Origin of the sequence: Arthrobacter sp. StoSoilA2 (assembly GCF_019977195.1) — a bacterium.
Lineage (GTDB): Bacteria > Actinomycetota > Actinomycetes > Actinomycetales > Micrococcaceae > Arthrobacter.
Map to the genome: position 1 here is coordinate 3,339,873 of NZ_AP024643.1, position 16,913 is coordinate 3,356,785.

Annotated in this window: 18 protein-coding genes and 1 riboswitch; of the genes, 8 read left to right on the forward strand and 10 right to left on the reverse strand. The window is 63.4% G+C overall.

Annotated features, from left to right (window positions below; translation table 11 throughout):
• Window positions 1-2: 2 nt before the first annotated feature.
• Both hemG and hemE read right to left on the reverse strand, forming a co-directional pair.
• Entirely contained in the window at window positions 3-1,496 is a 1,494-nt protein-coding gene (hemG, locus tag LDN82_RS15110; RefSeq protein WP_224164833.1) for a protoporphyrinogen oxidase, read from the reverse strand.
• 5 nt (window positions 1,497-1,501) lie between these two features.
• Window positions 1,502-2,629, reverse strand: coding sequence for a uroporphyrinogen decarboxylase (gene hemE / locus LDN82_RS15115; protein WP_224164835.1), 1,128 nt, complete (start codon window positions 2,627-2,629; stop codon window positions 1,502-1,504).
• 159 nt (window positions 2,630-2,788) lie between these two features.
• On the opposite strand from hemE, the gene LDN82_RS15120 reads away from it, so the two are divergent.
• Complete coding sequence (locus LDN82_RS15120; RefSeq protein WP_224164837.1) at window positions 2,789-4,108, forward strand: glutamyl-tRNA reductase; 1,320 nt, start codon at window positions 2,789-2,791, stop codon at window positions 4,106-4,108.
• Window positions 4,109-4,118: 10 nt separating this feature from the next.
• On the opposite strand, the gene LDN82_RS15125 is transcribed toward LDN82_RS15120, so the two are convergent.
• Both LDN82_RS15125 and moeB read right to left on the reverse strand, forming a co-directional pair.
• Window positions 4,119-5,108, reverse strand: coding sequence for an SDR family NAD(P)-dependent oxidoreductase (locus LDN82_RS15125; RefSeq protein WP_224164839.1), 990 nt, complete (start codon window positions 5,106-5,108; stop codon window positions 4,119-4,121).
• Window positions 5,109-5,148: 40 nt separating this feature from the next.
• Complete coding sequence (gene moeB, locus LDN82_RS15130) at window positions 5,149-6,348, reverse strand: molybdopterin-synthase adenylyltransferase MoeB (protein WP_224088174.1); 1,200 nt, start codon at window positions 6,346-6,348, stop codon at window positions 5,149-5,151.
• Window positions 6,349-6,354: 6 nt separating this feature from the next.
• Between moeB and LDN82_RS15135 the strand changes: the two genes are divergently transcribed.
• Genes LDN82_RS15135 through LDN82_RS15145 form a run of 3 tightly spaced genes read left to right on the forward strand, consistent with a single transcriptional unit; the run spans window position 6,355 to window position 7,702 of the window.
• Entirely contained in the window at window positions 6,355-7,089 is a 735-nt protein-coding gene (locus LDN82_RS15135; protein ID WP_223946458.1) for a TetR/AcrR family transcriptional regulator, read from the forward strand.
• A gap of 50 nt (window positions 7,090-7,139) precedes the next feature.
• Window positions 7,140-7,364 carry a DUF3107 domain-containing protein gene (locus LDN82_RS15140; RefSeq protein ID WP_224088175.1) on the forward strand — a complete coding sequence of 75 codons (225 nt, stop codon included), beginning with the start codon at window positions 7,140-7,142 and terminating at the stop codon, window positions 7,362-7,364.
• 35 nt (window positions 7,365-7,399) lie between these two features.
• On the forward strand, window positions 7,400-7,702 hold the full coding sequence (locus tag LDN82_RS15145; protein ID WP_224088176.1) for a hypothetical protein: 303 nt from the start codon (window positions 7,400-7,402) through the stop codon (window positions 7,700-7,702).
• Window positions 7,703-7,767: 65 nt separating this feature from the next.
• Here LDN82_RS15145 and LDN82_RS15150 read toward each other — a convergent pair whose 3' ends face one another.
• The 4 genes from LDN82_RS15150 to thiO all read right to left on the reverse strand — a co-directional run bounded on the left by LDN82_RS15150 (window position 7,768) and on the right by thiO (window position 10,456).
• On the reverse strand, window positions 7,768-8,151 hold the full coding sequence (locus LDN82_RS15150) for a 4a-hydroxytetrahydrobiopterin dehydratase (RefSeq protein WP_224164841.1): 384 nt from the start codon (window positions 8,149-8,151) through the stop codon (window positions 7,768-7,770).
• A gap of 14 nt (window positions 8,152-8,165) precedes the next feature.
• A complete protein-coding gene (locus tag LDN82_RS15155; protein WP_224164843.1) occupies window positions 8,166-8,963 on the reverse strand; it encodes a thiazole synthase in 798 nt (265 codons plus the stop codon).
• Window positions 8,964-8,966: 3 nt separating this feature from the next.
• Entirely contained in the window at window positions 8,967-9,203 is a 237-nt protein-coding gene (gene thiS, locus LDN82_RS15160) for a sulfur carrier protein ThiS (RefSeq protein ID WP_224088178.1), read from the reverse strand.
• The gene (thiO, locus tag LDN82_RS15165) at window positions 9,200-10,456 is read right to left on the reverse strand and encodes a glycine oxidase ThiO (RefSeq protein ID WP_224164845.1); all 1,257 of its coding nucleotides are present in this window, start codon (window positions 10,454-10,456) and stop codon (window positions 9,200-9,202) included. Before thiO ends, thiS begins: the two co-directional genes overlap by 4 nt.
• Window positions 10,449-10,566, reverse strand: a riboswitch (TPP riboswitch). Its footprint overlaps the gene before it by 8 nt.
• 27 nt (window positions 10,567-10,593) lie before the next feature.
• Here thiO and thiE point away from each other — a divergent pair.
• Window positions 10,594-11,277 carry a thiamine phosphate synthase gene (thiE, locus tag LDN82_RS15170; RefSeq protein ID WP_224088180.1) on the forward strand — a complete coding sequence of 228 codons (684 nt, stop codon included), beginning with the start codon at window positions 10,594-10,596 and terminating at the stop codon, window positions 11,275-11,277.
• Between the two features lie 44 nt (window positions 11,278-11,321).
• Here thiE and LDN82_RS15175 read toward each other — a convergent pair whose 3' ends face one another.
• The gene (locus tag LDN82_RS15175; RefSeq protein WP_224164847.1) at window positions 11,322-11,990 is read right to left on the reverse strand and encodes a ferritin-like fold-containing protein; all 669 of its coding nucleotides are present in this window, start codon (window positions 11,988-11,990) and stop codon (window positions 11,322-11,324) included.
• Window positions 11,991-12,031: 41 nt separating this feature from the next.
• Here LDN82_RS15175 and LDN82_RS15180 point away from each other — a divergent pair, with 41 nt between their 5' ends.
• The 3 genes from LDN82_RS15180 (at window position 12,032) to LDN82_RS15190 (ending at window position 16,384) form a co-directional block, all read left to right on the forward strand.
• Entirely contained in the window at window positions 12,032-13,516 is a 1,485-nt protein-coding gene (locus LDN82_RS15180; RefSeq protein ID WP_224164849.1) for an RNB domain-containing ribonuclease, read from the forward strand.
• Between the two features lie 286 nt (window positions 13,517-13,802).
• Window positions 13,803-15,512, forward strand: coding sequence for a DEAD/DEAH box helicase (locus tag LDN82_RS15185; protein ID WP_224088184.1), 1,710 nt, complete (start codon window positions 13,803-13,805; stop codon window positions 15,510-15,512).
• Window positions 15,513-15,520: 8 nt separating this feature from the next.
• Window positions 15,521-16,384, forward strand: a complete 864-nt coding sequence (locus LDN82_RS15190; protein ID WP_224088186.1) for a site-specific DNA-methyltransferase — start codon at window positions 15,521-15,523, stop codon at window positions 16,382-16,384.
• A 13-nt stretch (window positions 16,385-16,397) separates the two neighbouring features.
• Here the strand turns inward: LDN82_RS15190 and LDN82_RS15195 are convergent, their stop codons facing one another.
• Window positions 16,398-16,760: a hypothetical protein gene (locus tag LDN82_RS15195; RefSeq protein WP_224088188.1), complete on the reverse strand. Its 363-nt coding sequence runs from the start codon at window positions 16,758-16,760 to the stop codon at window positions 16,398-16,400.
• Between the last annotated feature and the right edge of the window lie 153 nt (window positions 16,761-16,913).

Consider the following 16,913-nt stretch of genomic DNA (forward strand, 5'->3'; position numbering starts at 1 on the left):
AATCACGAAATGGGGCGAATATCGCCGATGCCCTGGGCGAGCTGCGAGCGGGTATCCGCTACCACGGCGGCAAGGCCATTACCTGCCAACCAGCCACCAACGACCATTAGGCCATCGGCTGCGGCGCACAGTTCCCGCACCCGGGCTACGCGCTGTTTATGACCGACGGCGGCAAACGGCAGGGCGCCTGCCCAGCGCACCACATCCCAATCGACAATGTCTGCGCGCGTAACGGGCACCGTCAACAATGCGGAAGCATCATCAAGTGCTGCAGCCAGCAACTCTTCATCGTCCATGACAACATCCGGCACTCCTCCATCGGCGTCCTCACGGCGGCCATAGGAAAGGCGCAGGACGTGCGTTCCCGGCCCGGCCTCCTCTGCCAGCCAATCCCATTTGGCAGTGGCGTGCGTCAGTGCCTTCGCCCGGATACCCGGGGTCTGGGGGGCCACCAGGATTCCGGTGCCGCGGGGCCGTCCGTCCAGTTCGGGAAGATCAACAACCAGTGTCACCAAGCTCACCAAGGGTCCGGGCGCGGGGCGCAGGCCGGACAGTTCCGGTAAAGCCCTTTCCAGGAGCCCCACGGCAGCGGGACCGTCCAGCGCTACTACCAGCCGGCCGGCGTCGTACGTGGTTTCTCCGGCGGCGACCCGCCACCCCGTGGCGGTTTTCGAAACGGTGTCAGCGCTCTTTCCACTCAGCATGTCCACGCCCCGCCGGCGCAGGTCGTTAACCAGCGCCGTGACCAGTGTGTTCATGCCGCCCTTCAAACCCGCGACGGCGGAACCCGCCTTGGCGGACCCGGAACCTGGGCCGGGGGCTGCCTTGCGCTGCGCAGCAACAGCCGCAGCCAGGGACCCGTGTTTCTTCAGGCCGGAGCGGAGGCCCGGAGCCACCATATCGACGTCCAAGAGCCCGGGATCGGCGGAGTGCACACCGCCCACCACAGGAGCAACCAGCCGTTCCAGGACCTTCTTCCCCATGCGGGCGCGGACCAGTGAGGACACGCTTGTGACCTCGGATGTTGTGCCAATCGAAGCGGGCAGCCAGCGGTCCAGGGATGCACGCAGGGCGCCGGAGAGGCCAAGCGAGCGCCTGACCTCGGGGTCCCAAGGATTGGCCGGGATACCAAGAATTCCTGTCTTGGGCAGCTCCTGCGGTCCATTCGGTAGCTGCACCCAGGCGCCGCCAGGGTGCGGGGAAACGATCTGGCCCTCCAGCCCGAGTTCGCGCGCCAGATCGGCCACGGCCGTGGACCGCGTAGCAAAGGACTCGGCCCCGCTGTCCAATGACAGGCCGGCTACCTCGTGCCTTCCGACGCAACCACCCCAGGCTTCGCCCGCCTCAAGGATCGTCACCGAGGTACCCGCCATGGCCAGTTCCCTCGCAGCCAGAAGGCCGGAAATGCCGCCACCGATCACAACAGCGGTAGGCCCAGGCGATGGTTGCGTTGTGGCTGCTTCCTTCGCCTTGCCATGGACGTGTCCCCCGCGCATGCGTCCTACTCTGCCGGGATCGAGTGGATGAGCTCCACAACCCGCGTCAGGACAGCCGGGTCCGTCTCCGGGGGCACGCCGTGGCCCAGGTTCAGGACGTGGCCTGGAGCGTGCGAGCCCGCGGCTATGACTTCGCGGACATGCGCCTCCAGGACCTCCCACGGAGCCGGGAGGAGGGCGGGATCGATGTTGCCCTGGAGCGGCACCGTGCCACCCAGGCGGCGGTTGGCCTCATCCAGTGGCAGCCTGTAGTCCACCCCAACAACGTCCACGCCGACGTCGCGCATGGCGACAAGGAGCTCCGACGTGCCGGTACCGAAATGCACCAGCGGAGCACCCAGCCCGCGCACATGATCCAGCGCCCGCGCTGACGCAGGAGCGACGTACTTGGTGTAATCAGCCAGGCCCAAGGAGCCGGCCCAGGAGTCAAAGAGCTGTCCGGCTGACGCCCCGGCCTCAAGCTGTGCCTGAAGGAACATTCCGGAAGCATCCGCTGCCCAGCTGGCGAGGGCGGTCCAGGTTTCGGGGTCCGCGTGCATCATGGTCCGGGGGCCGAGGTGGTCCCGCGAAGGCTTCCCCTCGACCATGTACGCGGCGAGCGTGAACGGCGCACCGGCGAACCCGATGAGTGGAGTCTTGCCCAGTTCCGCAACCGTCAGGCGGACGGCTTCGCGGATGGGCTCAAGTGCTTCCCACGTCAGCTTGGGGAGGGCGGCGACATCGGCGGCCGTCCGGACCGGCTTGTCCAGGACCGGACCCACGCCCGGAACGATGTCCACGCCAACGCCTGCGAGCTTCAGAGGGATAACGATGTCGGAGAAGAAGATGGCTGCATCCACATCATGGCGGCGAACCGGCTGCAGGGTGATCTCCGCGGCCAGCTCGGGACGCAGGCACGAGTCCAGCATGGCAACGCCCTCGCGGACCTTCAGGTATTCCGGCAGGGAGCGGCCGGCCTGGCGCATGAACCACACCGGCCTGCGCGAGGGCTTGCCGCCCCGGTAGGCGGTGATGAGCGGGGAGTCCGACGTACGGCCGTCCATCAACGGGTGATCCGCGCCAAGTTTGCCGGCAGGTTCGCCTGCAGTGGCGTTGGTGGCCGTATTATTGGATGCTGCCGCGCTAGAAGTCATGCCTTTGATTGTGCCGAAAATCCCGGCCAAAAGATAACGACAGGCTGTCACGTCCCACCCCTCCAACCGGTGGCGTGGCGGGGATCACGTAACCGCGTGTGAATTCCCACTGCGCCGCATTGTTCTACCGGCCTGCGAAAAAGCTATGATTGGGGTGCTGTGGTTCTTTTCTCATTGGTGGCTACACACGCCGACATCGACCTCGAAACCGTTGCTCAGCTGAGCAACGGTTCCTCTGAGCTTGCCTCTTCGGCCCTCTCCGGATCCCCGCTGGTCTCCGGTGCCGTCGTCCTGGCAACCTGCAACCGCTATGAGATCTACGGCGAAACAGCCAACGGAGCAGGCCTCGAAGCTGCCCGATCGGCCCTTGTCTCCCAGATCAGCGAATTGAGTGGCCTCAGCGAACAACTCGTCTCCCGCTCCTTCAGCACGCACACGGGACCTGACGTCACCCGGCACCTCTTCGCTGTAAGCGCCGGCCTGGACTCTGCGGTGGTGGGCGAACGCGAAATAGCGGGCCAGGTCCGCCGGGCCCTGATCACCGCGCAGCAGGAAGGCACTGCAAGTTCCGGACTCGTCCGCCTCTTCCAGGCTGCATCCAAGACCGCAAAAGACGTTGGCGCCCAGACGGCCCTCGGCTCCCGCGGCCTTTCCATCGTCTCTGTAGCCCTGGATCTGGCAACGGACCTCTCTGACAGTGACGATTGGTCTGCCAAGAAGGTAGTCGTCTTCGGAACGGGCGCCTACGCCGGGGCCACCATGTCCCTGCTCCGCGAACGCGGATGCACCGATGTTTCCGTCTACTCCTCCTCCGGCCGCGCCGAGGGTTTCGTCGCTACCCGGGGTGGGACAGCGCTCGACGCCGACAGCCTTCCGGCGGCGGTTGCCGCCGCCGACGTCATGATCGGGTGCAGCGGTTCGGACACGCGCGTTGAAGCCGATGATCTTGCGCGGGTCAGGGCAAATTCAGGTAAGCCACTAATCGCGATCGATCTTGCGCTCACCCACGACTTCGACCCCGCAGTAGGCGAGCTCGACGGCGTCGAGCTCCTCACGCTTGAATCCGTACGTCTCGCTGCACCCCAGGAACAGGCAGAATCCCTGTCCCATGCCAGCGAGATCGTCAATGGGGCTGCGTCCGCCTTCGAAGCGGAACGCGAATCCCGCTCCGTCGACTCCGCGATCGTAGCCCTGCGCCGCCACACCATGAACGTACTGGATGCGGAGATGGAAAAAGTCCGCGCCCGCCACGGATGCACCGCTGCCGCCGAAGAAGTGGAATTTGCGCTCCGCCGGATGGTTAAGCAACTCCTCCACATTCCAACGGTGCGCGCCCGCGAACTTGCAGCCAACGGGCAGCAGGACGACTACGTGGCCGCACTGGAAGCCCTGTACGGCATCCAGGTAGAGCAGCCCCAGGCTCCTGCTGCTGCAGAATGCCCCGTGGACCACGAGCAACTCCGCTCCGAAAGCGCCTAGCCAACCGGAATCAGCTGAAGGCGTTCACGCCCGTCAGCTCGGCCGATAGTTCCCACAACTTCCGCGCATCTGCCCTGTCAATCGCGTGCGCATCGACTCCCCTGTACCTTGCCAGGGGCGAATCCTTGTCCGTGGGTTCGGCAATGTCACAATCCTCGCAGTAGACACCACCCATACCGGCCAAAGCCGGAGACGTTGCAGCCCAGACAGACGTCGCGGCGCCTTGCTCCGGCGTCTTGAAACCCTCACGGAGGTTTCCTTCGGCGTCCATCCATCCCGCAGCCACCATTTCTTCCTGAGGCAGGTGGCGTTGGAGTTCGGTCATGATTCCGCCGGGGTGGACCGCGAAAGCACGGACGCCCGATTCCCGGCCCAGGCGGTCCAGCTCCACGGCGAAGAGCGAATTCGCGGTTTTGGCCTGCCCATAGGCGCGCCATTTGTCATAGCCGGACGTGAAATTGATGTCGTCAAAGCGGATGGGTGAGAGCTTGTGGCCGGTGGAGGAAAGGGACACAACCCTCGCGTTCCCGGAGGCGGCAAGTGCAGGCCACAACAGGTTGACCAGCGTGTAATGCCCCAAGTGGTTCGTGGCGAACTGAGCCTCCCAGCCCGGCCCAACGCGATGCTCCGGGCTTGCCATAATCGCCGCGTTGTTGATCAGGATGTCCAGGGTGTCGTGCTGGTCCAGGTAGCGCGTTGAGAACGCCTTGACGGCCGCTTGGTCGGCGAGGTCCAGGGCGTCCGCTTCCACGGTGTCCGCCAAACCTGCCTCTGCCAGCACCTTCCGTGCGTGTTCGAGCCTGCGCGCCGGAACGGTAACCGCCGCCCCGGCCGAGGCCAAAGCCCGCACTGTCTCCAGTCCAAGCCCGGAGTAACCACCGGTGACAATTGCCGCCTTACCCGTCAGGTCAAGGCCTTCTACCACTTCCATGGCGGTTGAGCCGTGCCCAAAACCGGAGCCGATGGGGCGTTGGGGCGTTGCTGTGGATTCTTCGCTCATGCTTGAGCTTTGCACAGATCAGGACCGATGCAGGCAACGACTAGTAGACAGGCTTTTCGGGCTCGACGTCGCGGACCCAGGCGAGGATACCGCCGTCGAGATGGCTGACGCGCTTGTAGCCTGCCTTCTGCGCGGCCTCCAGGACCGCAGCAGAGCGCGTCCCGGCCTTGCAGTGGAACACGATGTCCTTGTCCTGCGGCAAGTCCACCCAGGCCTCGCCTGAAAGAATCCTGCCCTGCGGGATAAGGACCGATCCATCGATGTTCACGATGCTGTGCTCGCCGGACTCGCGGACATCCACCAGTTCAAAGTCGCGTTCACCCGCCTCCCGCTCGGCCAACATCCGCGCGAGGTCTTTGGCAGTGACCGTGTGCTCCTGGTCAGTGGCCGCAGCCGGAGTCACCCCACAGAATGCCTCATAATCCACGAGTTCAGTGATGGGCTCCGCTTCAGGATCCTTGGAGACCTTGATTTCGCGCCAGCTGCCGCCAAGCGCATCGAACAGCGCCACCCGGCCAAGCAAGGAACGGCCGACGCCGGTAATCAGCTTGACTGCCTCAGTCACCATGAGGGATCCAACGGCAGCACACAACATACCGAAGACTCCGCCCTCACCGCATGAAGGCACTGAGCCGGCAGGCGGGGCTTCAGGGTAGAGGTCGCGATAGGTGGGGCCGTGCTCGGCCCAGAAGACGCTGACTTGCCCGTCGAAGCGGAAGATGGAGCCCCAGACGTACGGCTTGCCGAGAATCGCGGCGGCGTCGTTGACCAGGTAACGGGTGGCAAAGTTGTCCGCACCGTCCAGGATGAGATCGTAATCCGCGAACAGCTCCAGGGCATTCGAGGAGTCAAGGCGGACGTTGTGGAGGACAACATCCACCAAAGGGTTGAGCTCCGCAATGGCCTTCCGCGCAGATTCGATTTTGGGCGTGCCCACATCGCTGACGCCGTGGATGACCTGCCGCTGCAAATTGCTGAGGTCTACGTCGTCGTCGTCGACGATTCCCAGGGTTCCAACGCCCGCCGCGGCGAGGTACAGCAATGCCGGAGATCCCAGCCCGCCGGCACCTATGACAAGAACTTTCGCATTCTTAAGCCTGCGTTGGCCCAGAGCGCCGATTTCCGGAATGATGAGATGCCGGGAGTACCGTTCCACCTCGGCCGACGTTAGTTCGGCGGCCGGTTCAACGAGGGGCGGCAGGACGGCGGGCGCGGGGCGGGCAGCAAGAATTGAGGCCATACCCCAATGTATGCCTGCCGATGCCGCCCGGTCATATTACCCACCGGTACAGTGGTCATAACTGCAAAGGAAAGGCGGCAGACTGTGGCTGACGGCACACGGGCAAACGATGGAGCACCAGCGAAGCAAGAACGGACTGGTTCGACGCGTTCAGCAAGGTTGCCCCGGGACGAGCGCCGCGCGCAGTTGCTGAACGCCGCCTTGGAAGTTTTCGTATCCAACGGCTTCCACGGTGCGGCCATGGACGAAATTGCCGAGACAGCACATGTGAGCAAGCCGGTCCTGTATCAGCACTTCCCTTCCAAGCGCGAGCTGTACATGGCACTGCTGGACAGCCACCTGGCCGCCCTGACCGATTTGATGCTCAATGCCCTGAACTCCACCACGGATAACAAAGAGCGCGTGAAGGCAGTCATGCGGGCCTACTACAGGTTCATCGCCGACGACGACCAAGCCCACCGCCTGGTTTTCGAGTCTGACCTCATCAATGACCCCGATGTCAGCTCGCGCTTGGAAACGTTCAACAAAACGTTCGCCGACGCAGTGGCCCACGTCATCGCCGAGGACACCAAGTTGCCCCCTCTGGAGGCGCAGCTCCTTGGCCGCGGACTGGCAGGAATGGCGCAGGTCAGCGCCCGCTACTGGCTCGAAACCGATGGAAACCTCGACCTCGATGTAGCCAGTGATCTGATCTATCGTTTAGCTTGGCGCGGAATCAGTCGATTCCCCAAAGAGTCCTAAGCTACAAATAGAGGACTGACTTAAAACTTGATTGGCTTGGAGGCCTTGCTGTGGAAGTAAAGATCGGCATTCAGAATGTTGGCCGTGAAATTGTGCTCGAATCCGCACTCGATGCTGATGCTGTCGCCAAGATTGTCGGAGAGGCCATCTCCAAGGGATCGGATCTGCGGCTCACGGATGAGAAGGGCCGCCAGATCATCGTTCCCGGCAATGTGCTGGGCTACGTTGAAATTGGTGCCGAGGAAGTGCGCCGCGTCGGTTTCGGCGCACTCTAGCGGTTCCCGGTTACAGCTGCCGCTAAGGAGTCTCCATGCTTTCACTCGTTGTGGTGGTTCTTGCCACGATCGCTACAGGATTCATCGTGTGGGCAAATGACAAGCGACACGGCAAGTACGGGATCGCATTGCCGGCGGGCGTTTCGGCAACCGTCGGCGTGCTCAGCTGGATAGCTTTCATCATGGCAGGCTTTGGTTACCAGCCCGGCCTGACCTGGATCCCCTGGGTCCTCCCCATCGTGTTGGGGACGGTCATCGCGATTGCCGTTGTGGTCTTTCTGGGCCGCAAGCGCACCCAGCATGACACCGCCGCCCTCACCAAAGCCCTGAGGCTCTAGGCACTGTTCACTCAATAAACTTCGCTGGCCATCGCCCATGGGTGATGGCCAGCGAAGTTTAACGTTCAATCCCGTTCAAGCCCCTGGGTAGCGACGCGGCTGCTGGGTAGCGATCCGGCTGCTGGGTAGCGATCCGGCTGCGCCTTGGCACCGGACGCCGCTGCCGCCTCGCTCACGGCGGTCGCAGCGGCGATGTCGCGTTGGGTCACCTGGCCCCCGGCGTCATGGGAAACGTAACGCAGGAACACCTTGTTGTAACGCCAGTCAAGATCCGGATGGTGGTTCTGTTCCTCGGCAATCCGGCCAATGGCGGCGATGAGCGCCAAGGCGTCGGCCGCCGTTGAGGTTTTGAACACGGTCACGAGGCCGTCCTGGAGCTTCCAGTCCGGGAGGTCCTTGAGGGCGGCCTCCATGGCGACCTGGGTCAATTGCTCTTTCCTGTCAGCCACCACGGCTCCTTCATTCAGAGGAACTCTGCCCGGCCTTCCATGGCCGATGACGCGAGGGCGTGCTCCCGGCGCGGAATACGGCCAGCCTGCTTGGCCAGCCTACCGGCGATCACCGCGTGTTTGAAGGCTTCGCCCATCTGCACCGGATTCTGCGCACGGGTCACGGCTGTTGCCAGCAGGACAGCATCGCAGCCCAGCTCCATCGCAAGCGCGGCATCGGAGGCGGTCCCGATGCCGGCGTCGAGCACTACCGGTACGGAGGCCCGGGACACGATCAGTTCGATGTTGTGCGGGTTCAGGATGCCCAGCCCCGTTCCAATAGGCGAACCGAGGGGCATGACAGCTGTGGCGCCCAGGTTTTCCAGGCGCAGCGCCAGAACGGGATCGTCATTGGTGTAAGCGAAAACCTTGAAGCCGCGGTTCACCAGCTGTTCCGTGGCCTCAACGAGTTCCACCGCGTCCGGAAGAAGCGTGTGTTCATCGGCAATGACTTCCAATTTCACCCAGTCCGTCTCCAGGGCCTCCCGGGCGAGCTCCGCGGTCATCACGGCGTCCTTGGCAGTAAAACAGCCAGCCGTGTTCGGCAGGACCCGGATGTTGTGGTCCACCAGGAGCTGGAACAATGAACCTGTCTCGGCCGGTGAGTATCGGCGCATCGCAACAGTGGTCAATTCCGTTCCTGAAGCCAGGAGGGCTGCTCCCAACCCGTCCAGGCTCGGCGCACCACCGGTACCCATGATCAGGCGGGAGCCGAATTCGACGCCGTCGATCACCAAAGCGTCAGTGCTCACGTCAGTTTTTGCTGCGGTCATTTTTCAGCCTCCCTGGACTGCGGTTACGAGTTCGAGTTCGTCTCCATCGGCGAGCGCAGTCGCTGCCCATTGGCTGCGCGGCACAACCTCCGAATTACGTGCGACGGCGACACCCAGCTTGCCGCCGTCGGCTGCCTGTCCCCGGTGGTCCAGCGCGCGGCCTGTGATGGCACTGACGAGTGTGCTCACGGACGCGTCGTCCGCCACGGCGTGTTCGGAGCCGTTGAGTTTGATGTTCATGGTGTGTCCTTGATTGCTGGTTGGAGGAGGTGATCCTGAGTTGCCGTAAATCGATCAGGCCGGAAAATGGACCATCGGGGGTCGGCTGGGCCGCTGATCAGTCCGCCTACGATTTTGGCGGCCACAGGCGTCAAGAGAACGCCGTGGCGGAAGAACCCGGTGGCGATCACGAGACCGTCGATGGTGCCCCCGGGCCCGGTAACTCGTCCAAGTAGGGGTGCGTTGTCCGGTGTGCCTGGCCGTGCACGGGCTGTCGCTTCCAACAGTTCCAGCTCCGCCACGGCAGGAACCAACACTTGGGCGTCACGCAGGAGTTGATAGACGCCCCCGGCGGACACTGCGTTGCTGGACGCAGACAACCCGTCCTCCCGCTGGGTGGCTCCAATCACCACCGTTCCGTCGTCGCGGGGGACGATGTAGACCGGCACCCCGCGGACCATGCCCCGGATGGTGGATGTGAGCAGCGGCTGGAGGTGTTGGGGAACGCGCAGCCTGAGAATGTCGCCGTAAACGGGCCGCAGGGGCAGGTTGAGACCCTCGGGGAGACCGCCGATCCTGGCTGCATCCAGCCCGCAGGCGAGCACAGTCTCTGAGGCCCAAACAACGCGCCCGGCGCCCGAATCGAGCTGGACCCCGCAGACGCGTTCCCCGTCCCAGAGCAAACGGGACGCTTGGAACGGCAGGGCGAAACCGTCCTCCGCTCCGGAAACCCAGGTTGCGTCACTTGGTCCGTGGGCTGATAACCCGTCCAGGAGGCATCGTGCAAGGCGCCGCGGATCCACTTGGTGATCGGCCGGTATGTCGAAGGCACAGGAAATCCCGGGGCTGAGCAAAGGCTCGCGCTCGCGCGCTTCACGCAAAGACAGTGGCTCCACGCGCAGCCCCGCGGCCTGCTGGACCGTGCGGAGGTCTGCCAGCGCACGGCGGTCGGCGGCGTCCGCACCAACGGCGATTGTCGACGTCGTGCGGTATCCGGCGGCTGATTCGCTGCCGTGGACGCTCCGGACGAAAGCCGGCCACAGTTGGGAGGATTCCAGCATGAGTTCCAGGAGGTCTTCCTCCTGGTAGTGGAGTTCACTGACCGGAGCCAGCATTCCGGCGGCAGCGAACGTCGCACCCGCTGCGGGAGTGGGATCAATGAGGACCACAGAGCGGCCCTGACGGCGGGCTTCGTGGGCGATGCCAAGGCCGATGACGCCACCACCAATGACTGCCACGTCTGCCTGCAAGGGGATTTGGCGGGATTCTGCCATATGTTTCCTTCCCTACGCCGGTATTAGCCGGATCAGGTCAAGCGGTCGGCGCTGAAGCCCTCTCAGCCGGACGGTCATATGACGCTGTCACGGCTCCCGCAGTACGTGCCCAGTTTAGAGGAACTACTCTGGTTTCCATGACCCAGCATGATGTCCACACCACTGCCCGCCTTTACTTGTGCACTGATGCCCGCAAACGCCAGGGCGATTTCGAAGACTTCGTCGACGCCGCGTTTGAGGGCGGCGTCGACATCATCCAGCTTCGCGACAAGACGCTCGAGGCCGCCGAGGAGCTTGAGGTCCTGGAGGTCCTGCACAACGTTGCCCAGCGGCACGGAAGGCTGTGGGCCGTCAACGACCGCGCCGATGTTGCCAGTATTTCCGGGGCTCCGGTGTTCCATATCGGCCAAAAAGACATCCCGTTACGCGCTGCACGGCACCTCCTCCACGACCGCACGGTCATCGGCCTGTCCACCCATACCCCGGACCAGGTTGACGCCGCGATAGCTGCCTCCCCCGGCAGGAGCGGACTGGATTATTTCTGTGTTGGCCCGGTGTGGGCAACGCCCACAAAGCCAGGCCGTGAAGCAGTTGGGCTGGACCTGGTCACATATGCCGCGGAAGCCGTAAAGCGCGCGGATGAGGAGACCGTAGGCGGCGTCCTCCTCCCCTGGTTCGCCATCGGCGGCATAGACCTCACCAATGTTGAACAGGTGGTTGCAGCCGGAGCCAGCCGGATCGTGGTGGTACGTGCCATCACTGAGGCGGAGGACCCGACGGCGGCGGCCAAGACCTTGCTGGAAGCGCTCGACGCCGGATAACCACCCCGGCGCCTTGGCTGCTGCGGAGGATATTCGAAAGTGTCCTAAGCCGTGAGCCCCAGCCCGGACATGCGTCGCCCATGCCGCTCCGCCAGCTCAGCGGTGAGGGCCTTGACTGCATTGCGTGCATCCCCGCCGCCCTTGAGCAGCGGTCCCAGCTGGGGATGTTCCATGCCTACGCGTTGTGCTTGCGTCAGGGCTTCACCGACCAGGCGGCGGCCCCACAAAGCCAGGCGCGACGCCAGGCGGGGGTCATCAGACAGGGCCCTTCGCAGGAGGATGCGTAAAACTTCCGTGGCTTGGTCGGCGGAGGCCACCTTCTGGACAAAGAGTTGCGTCCCGCCGTCAAGGAATGACGCGACCATGCGGTAGAAGTCCGATGACACGGTGTCGATCACATAGGCCTTCATGACGGATTCAAACCAGTCCGCTGGCTTTGTTCGCTCGTGGAAGTGGTCAAACGAGCGCTGGAACGGAAGCATGGCTTCTTCGGCATCGAGTCCCATCTCCGAGAGCCGGCTGCTGATCAAGGCGAAGTTTCCGTAAGCGCCGACGGCGATCTTTGCCAGCACTGCCCTGTCATGGAGGTTGGGAGCGTACCGGGAGTCGAAAGACAGCCGGCCAAACGCGGAGAGCTCGCCGTACGCCATGGCCCCCAGCAGCTCCGAAGAGAGTCGCTGGATGCGAGCATTATCGTCCAAGGAAGTGCTCATGGTCCAAGACTATCCAGCGATTTCGGGCTAACCTGATTTTCGTGTCACATCATCGGATTTCGCCCAACGTCGACGACTCGTCGGACCAGCTCGCGGCGGCATTTGCAGCCCTCCGGACCGAACTGGAGCTCCCGGGCGAGTATCCGGCCGAAGCCGTGGCGGAAGCCCGCAAAGCGGTAGAAAACCATACGCTGCCGGACCGTGACCTCAGGGACATTCCCTTTGTGACCATTGATCCCGCCACGTCCACCGACCTGGACCAAGCAGTGTTCATTGAACGTGCCGGCGACGGTTACAAAGTCCTCTACGCAATCGCGGACGTGCCATCCTTCGTTGCTCCCGGCGGGGCGCTCGATGCCGAAACCCGGCAACGGGGACAAACGTTTTACGCTCCTGACGGGAGGATCCCGCTGCACCCGGAGGTCATCAGCGAAAACGCCGGCAGCCTGCTGGCCGGTCAGGACTGCAGCGCCTTCGTGTGGGACTTCGAACTGGACCGCAATGCGGAGGTAACCGCCACGTCCGTGGCCCGTGGCACTGTCCGTAGCCGCACGAAGCTCAGTTACAAAGGTGCCCAGGAGCAGATCGATGCCGGCACAGCCCCGGAGGTCCTTGAGCTCCTCAAAGAGGTTGGCCTGAAGCGGGTGGAGCTGGAACGACTCCGCGGTGGCGCCAACCTGAACATGCCGGAGCAGGAAATCGTCCAGGCGACAGGTGGCGGAGGCTACAGGATTGTGGCCGCGCCGTCCTTGCCTGTGGAGGACTGGAATGCGCAGATATCCCTCATGACCGGGATGGCGGCCGCCCAACTGATGCTTGACGGAAAAGTGGGCATCCTGCGCACCATGCCGGCACCGGATGAGCGGTCACTGCTCCATTTCAAACGCCAGACAAAGGCCCTCGGGAAACCCTGGGACGGCGAGATCACCTACGGTGAGTACCTTCGGACACTTGACGCTTCGGATCCCAAACAACTTGCGATCCTGCACTCGGCAGGCACACTCTTCCGCGGCGCTGGATACACGCCTTTCGATGGCGAACTTCCCCCCAACATCATCCAGTCAGCCATCGGCGCACCCTATGCCCACACCACTGCCCCTTTGCGTCGCCTCATCGACCGCTTTGTCCTGGTGATCTGCGAGGCCCTCAGCAACGGCCACCAGATCCCCGCCTGGGCGCGGGAAGCACTTCCATCCCTGCCTGAGATCATGGCCTCATCCGACCAACTGGCCGGCCGGCTTGAGCGTCTGGCCATGGACACAGTGGAAGCTGCACTCGTGGCCAACCACATCGGCGAGGAGTTCGACGCGGTCGTCATCTCCGGTTCCAAGCCGTCCAATGGCACGATCAATGGCAATGGAAGGGCAAACGGAAACGGCAATGGGCCGTTCGGCATCATCCAGATAGCCGAACCCGCGGTGACAGCCCGATGTGACGGCGAAATGGAATCAGGCACCAAGGTCCGGGTGCAACTCCTGAAGGCCGATATCGCCAGCCGCGAGATCCGCTTTACGCTGCTCCCCTAAGTCCCCGCAGGACCCGAACTGCCGCCGATCCGGGCTTTAGCGCTCCCAGAGGATAGACTGACCCTGTAGTAATGGATGCCCGGTCGTTGATTCAGTTAATTTTTGAACTCAACAAGCCCGCCCCTACGCGATCTTGAGATGTGCCCGCTGGTCACCAGTGCCAGTACTTAGATAGCCCGCGATCGGCTTCCACTGGATTAGCTTGCGCGCCGGTTCGTGCTCCGGTACGGCTCCGCCACCCGTTGAGCATGCAGCGCCAATGCCCAAATGAATAAGGAAACTCCCTGTGAGTGAATTGCACACCCATGAAGTCCTGACGGACGCCACCGGCACCGAATCCATCGAGCCCGAGGAAACGATCATCTCTGATGAGACGCCCCACGAGATCGAAGAGAAATCGTTCGCTGACTACAACGTCCGCGCCGACATCGTCGAATCCCTCGCCGATGCCGGTATCACCCATCCCTTCCCCATCCAGGCCATGACGCTGCCCGTAGCCCTTAGCGGCCACGACATCATCGGCCAGGCCAAGACCGGTACAGGCAAGACCCTCGGTTTCGGTATTCCGGCACTGCAGCGCGTGGAAGGCCGCGATGACCCCGGCTACGCCAAGCTGGCCGTCCCCGGTGCCCCGCAGGCCCTGGTCATCGTTCCTACCCGTGAGCTTGCCGTCCAGGTAGCCAACGATCTCCAGACGGCATCCCGCAAGCGCAACGCCCGCATCGCCACGATCTACGGTGGCCGTGCGTATGAGCCGCAGATTGACGCCCTTCAGAAGGGCGTCGAGGTAGTGGTTGGCACCCCGGGCCGTTTGATCGACCTCTACAAGCAGAAGCACCTCAGCCTGAAGAACGTCAAAATGGTGATTCTGGACGAGGCCGACGAAATGCTGGACCTCGGCTTCCTGCCTGACGTGGAAACACTGATCGCCGGCACGCCGGCCGTTCGCCAGACCCTGCTCTTCTCCGCCACCATGCCCGGCCCGGTCATCGCGATGGCCCGCCGCTACATGACGCAGCCCACCCACATCCGCGCGGCCGACCCGAACGACGAAGGCCTCACCAAGCGCGACATCCGCCAGCTCATCTACCGTGCCCACAGCATGGACAAGACCGAGGTAGTGGCCCGCATCCTCCAGGCCCGCGGACGTGGACGCACCATTATCTTCACCAAAACCAAGCGCACCGCGGCCAAGGTCGCGGAGGAACTGGTGGACCGCGGATTTGCCGCTGCTGCGATCCACGGCGACCTCGGCCAGGGCGCGCGCGAGCAGGCTCTCCGCGCGTTCCGCAACAACAAGGTAGACGTCCTGGTTGCCACCGACGTTGCCGCCCGGGGCATCGACGTTGATGACGTTACGCACGTCATCAACTACCAGTGCGTGGAAGACGAAAAGATCTACCTGCACCGCGTGGGCCGTACCGGCCGCGCCGGCAACAAGGGAACGGCTGTAACCTTTGTCGACTGGGACGACATGCCCCGCTGGGGCCTGATCAACAAAGCACTGGGGCTCAGCGTTCCGGAGCCGGTTGAAACCTACTCTTCTTCCCCCCACCTCTACAGTGACCTCGACATTCCCGAGGGCACCAAGGGCCGCCTCCCGCGCAACAAGCGCACCCTTGCCGGCGTCGATGCCGAGGTCCTTGAGGACCTGGGCGAAACAGGCAAGAAGAACTCCCGTTCCGGCGGTTCATCCCGTGAAGGCGGACGCGATGGCGGCCGCGGCAGGGACGGCGGCCGTGGCCGTGGAAACGCAGCCAAGTCCACCGAAGCCAACTCGGAATCCAAGGGCGAGGGCGGACGCAACCGTACGCGCCGCCGTCGTACATCCGAAGCCGATGCCGCCCCTGCTGCCGGTTCCTCCGAAACCCGTACCGCTACCGGCGAAAATGCCGAGAAGCCGGCCCGCACGCGCCGTACGCGCACGCGCCGCCGTAACGGCGAAGTGGTTTCCGGCGGGACCGCTGGCGCCCAGTCCGGTACCTCCGAGGCCTAAAGTCCTCAATGACTGAAACTGTTTGGGCGCCGGACGGCGGCAATCTGGTGGTGCACGCGGACAACGCGGAATTCCTCCCGACGCTGCCGGACGGCGCCTTCACACTCATTTACGTGGACCCGCCCTTCAACACGGGCCGGGTCCAACGCCGCCAGGAAACGCGCATGGTCCGCAACGCGGACGGCGACGGCGACCGCGTCGGGTTCAAGGGCCGCTCCTACGACACCATCAAGGGTGCCCTTCACAGCTACGATGACGCCTTCAGCGACTACTGGTCCTTCCTGGAACCCAAGCTCGTAGAGGCCTGGCGGCTCCTTGCCGACGACGGCACGCTATACCTGCACCTGGACTACCGCGAAGTGCACTACGCCAAGGTGATGTTGGACGCCATCTTCGGCCGGGAATGTTTCCTCAACGAAATCATCTGGGCCTACGACTACGGCGCCCGGGCCAAAAACCGCTGGCCCACCAAGCACGACAACATCCTGGTGTACGTAAAAAACCCTGCGAAGTATCACTTCGACAACGCCGAAGTGGACCGCGAACCCTACATGGCCCCCGGCCTGGTCACACCTGCCAAACGCGAGCGGGGAAAGCTCCCCACGGACGTCTGGTGGCACACCATTGTTTCGCCCACCGGCAGGGAAAAGACCGGTTACCCCACCCAGAAACCCGAAGGCCTGGTGCGCAGGATCGTCTCTGCTTCGAGCCGCGAGGGCGACTGGTGCCTGGACTTCTTTGCCGGATCAGGAACCCTGGGCGCTGTTGCCGCCAAGCTCGGGCGCAACTTTGTCTGCGTGGACCAGAACGAGCAAGCCATTGAGGTCATGCGGAAGCGGCTGGGCGCCAAGGCGTCGTTCCACTGCAACTAGAGGCGTCTTCTGGTCAGCCGCACCCGTGCATCAATTGGATTCCGTGCTCGCCCTGCCTATTGTCCAGGGCTGCCCCATAGGAATCACACAATGCGTTGACCAGCAGTGCGAAGCCTTGGCCGTTCTGATAATTCCCTTCACCGCCGGGCACATCAGGCACCGTGCCTGGAGGAAGGAACACCCAGGCGCCCCAGGCTTCCACATAGCCCCAGTTTCCGCTGAAGTGGACGTTGCTGCTGATATCCGGCACAAATACCCACTCGGTGCCTGTGTAGGCCGGGCGGCTCACGTTATTGCAGTCCAGGGCATTTGCTGTGGCAGGGATGAACATTAAAGCTGCTGCAAGGGCTGTTGCAGCCAAGGATTTCTTGAACATGATTGCTCCATCGACGGGGTGAGTCATTGGTTGCGATGAGACCTTCAGTGGTGCGGCCCAGCCCGCCTCCCCCACGAGCGCCAGACTACTCTTCCCCCGCAGCACGTCAACCTATTTTCCGAACCCGTGGTACTGGGCAGCGGTGGTCCTCGT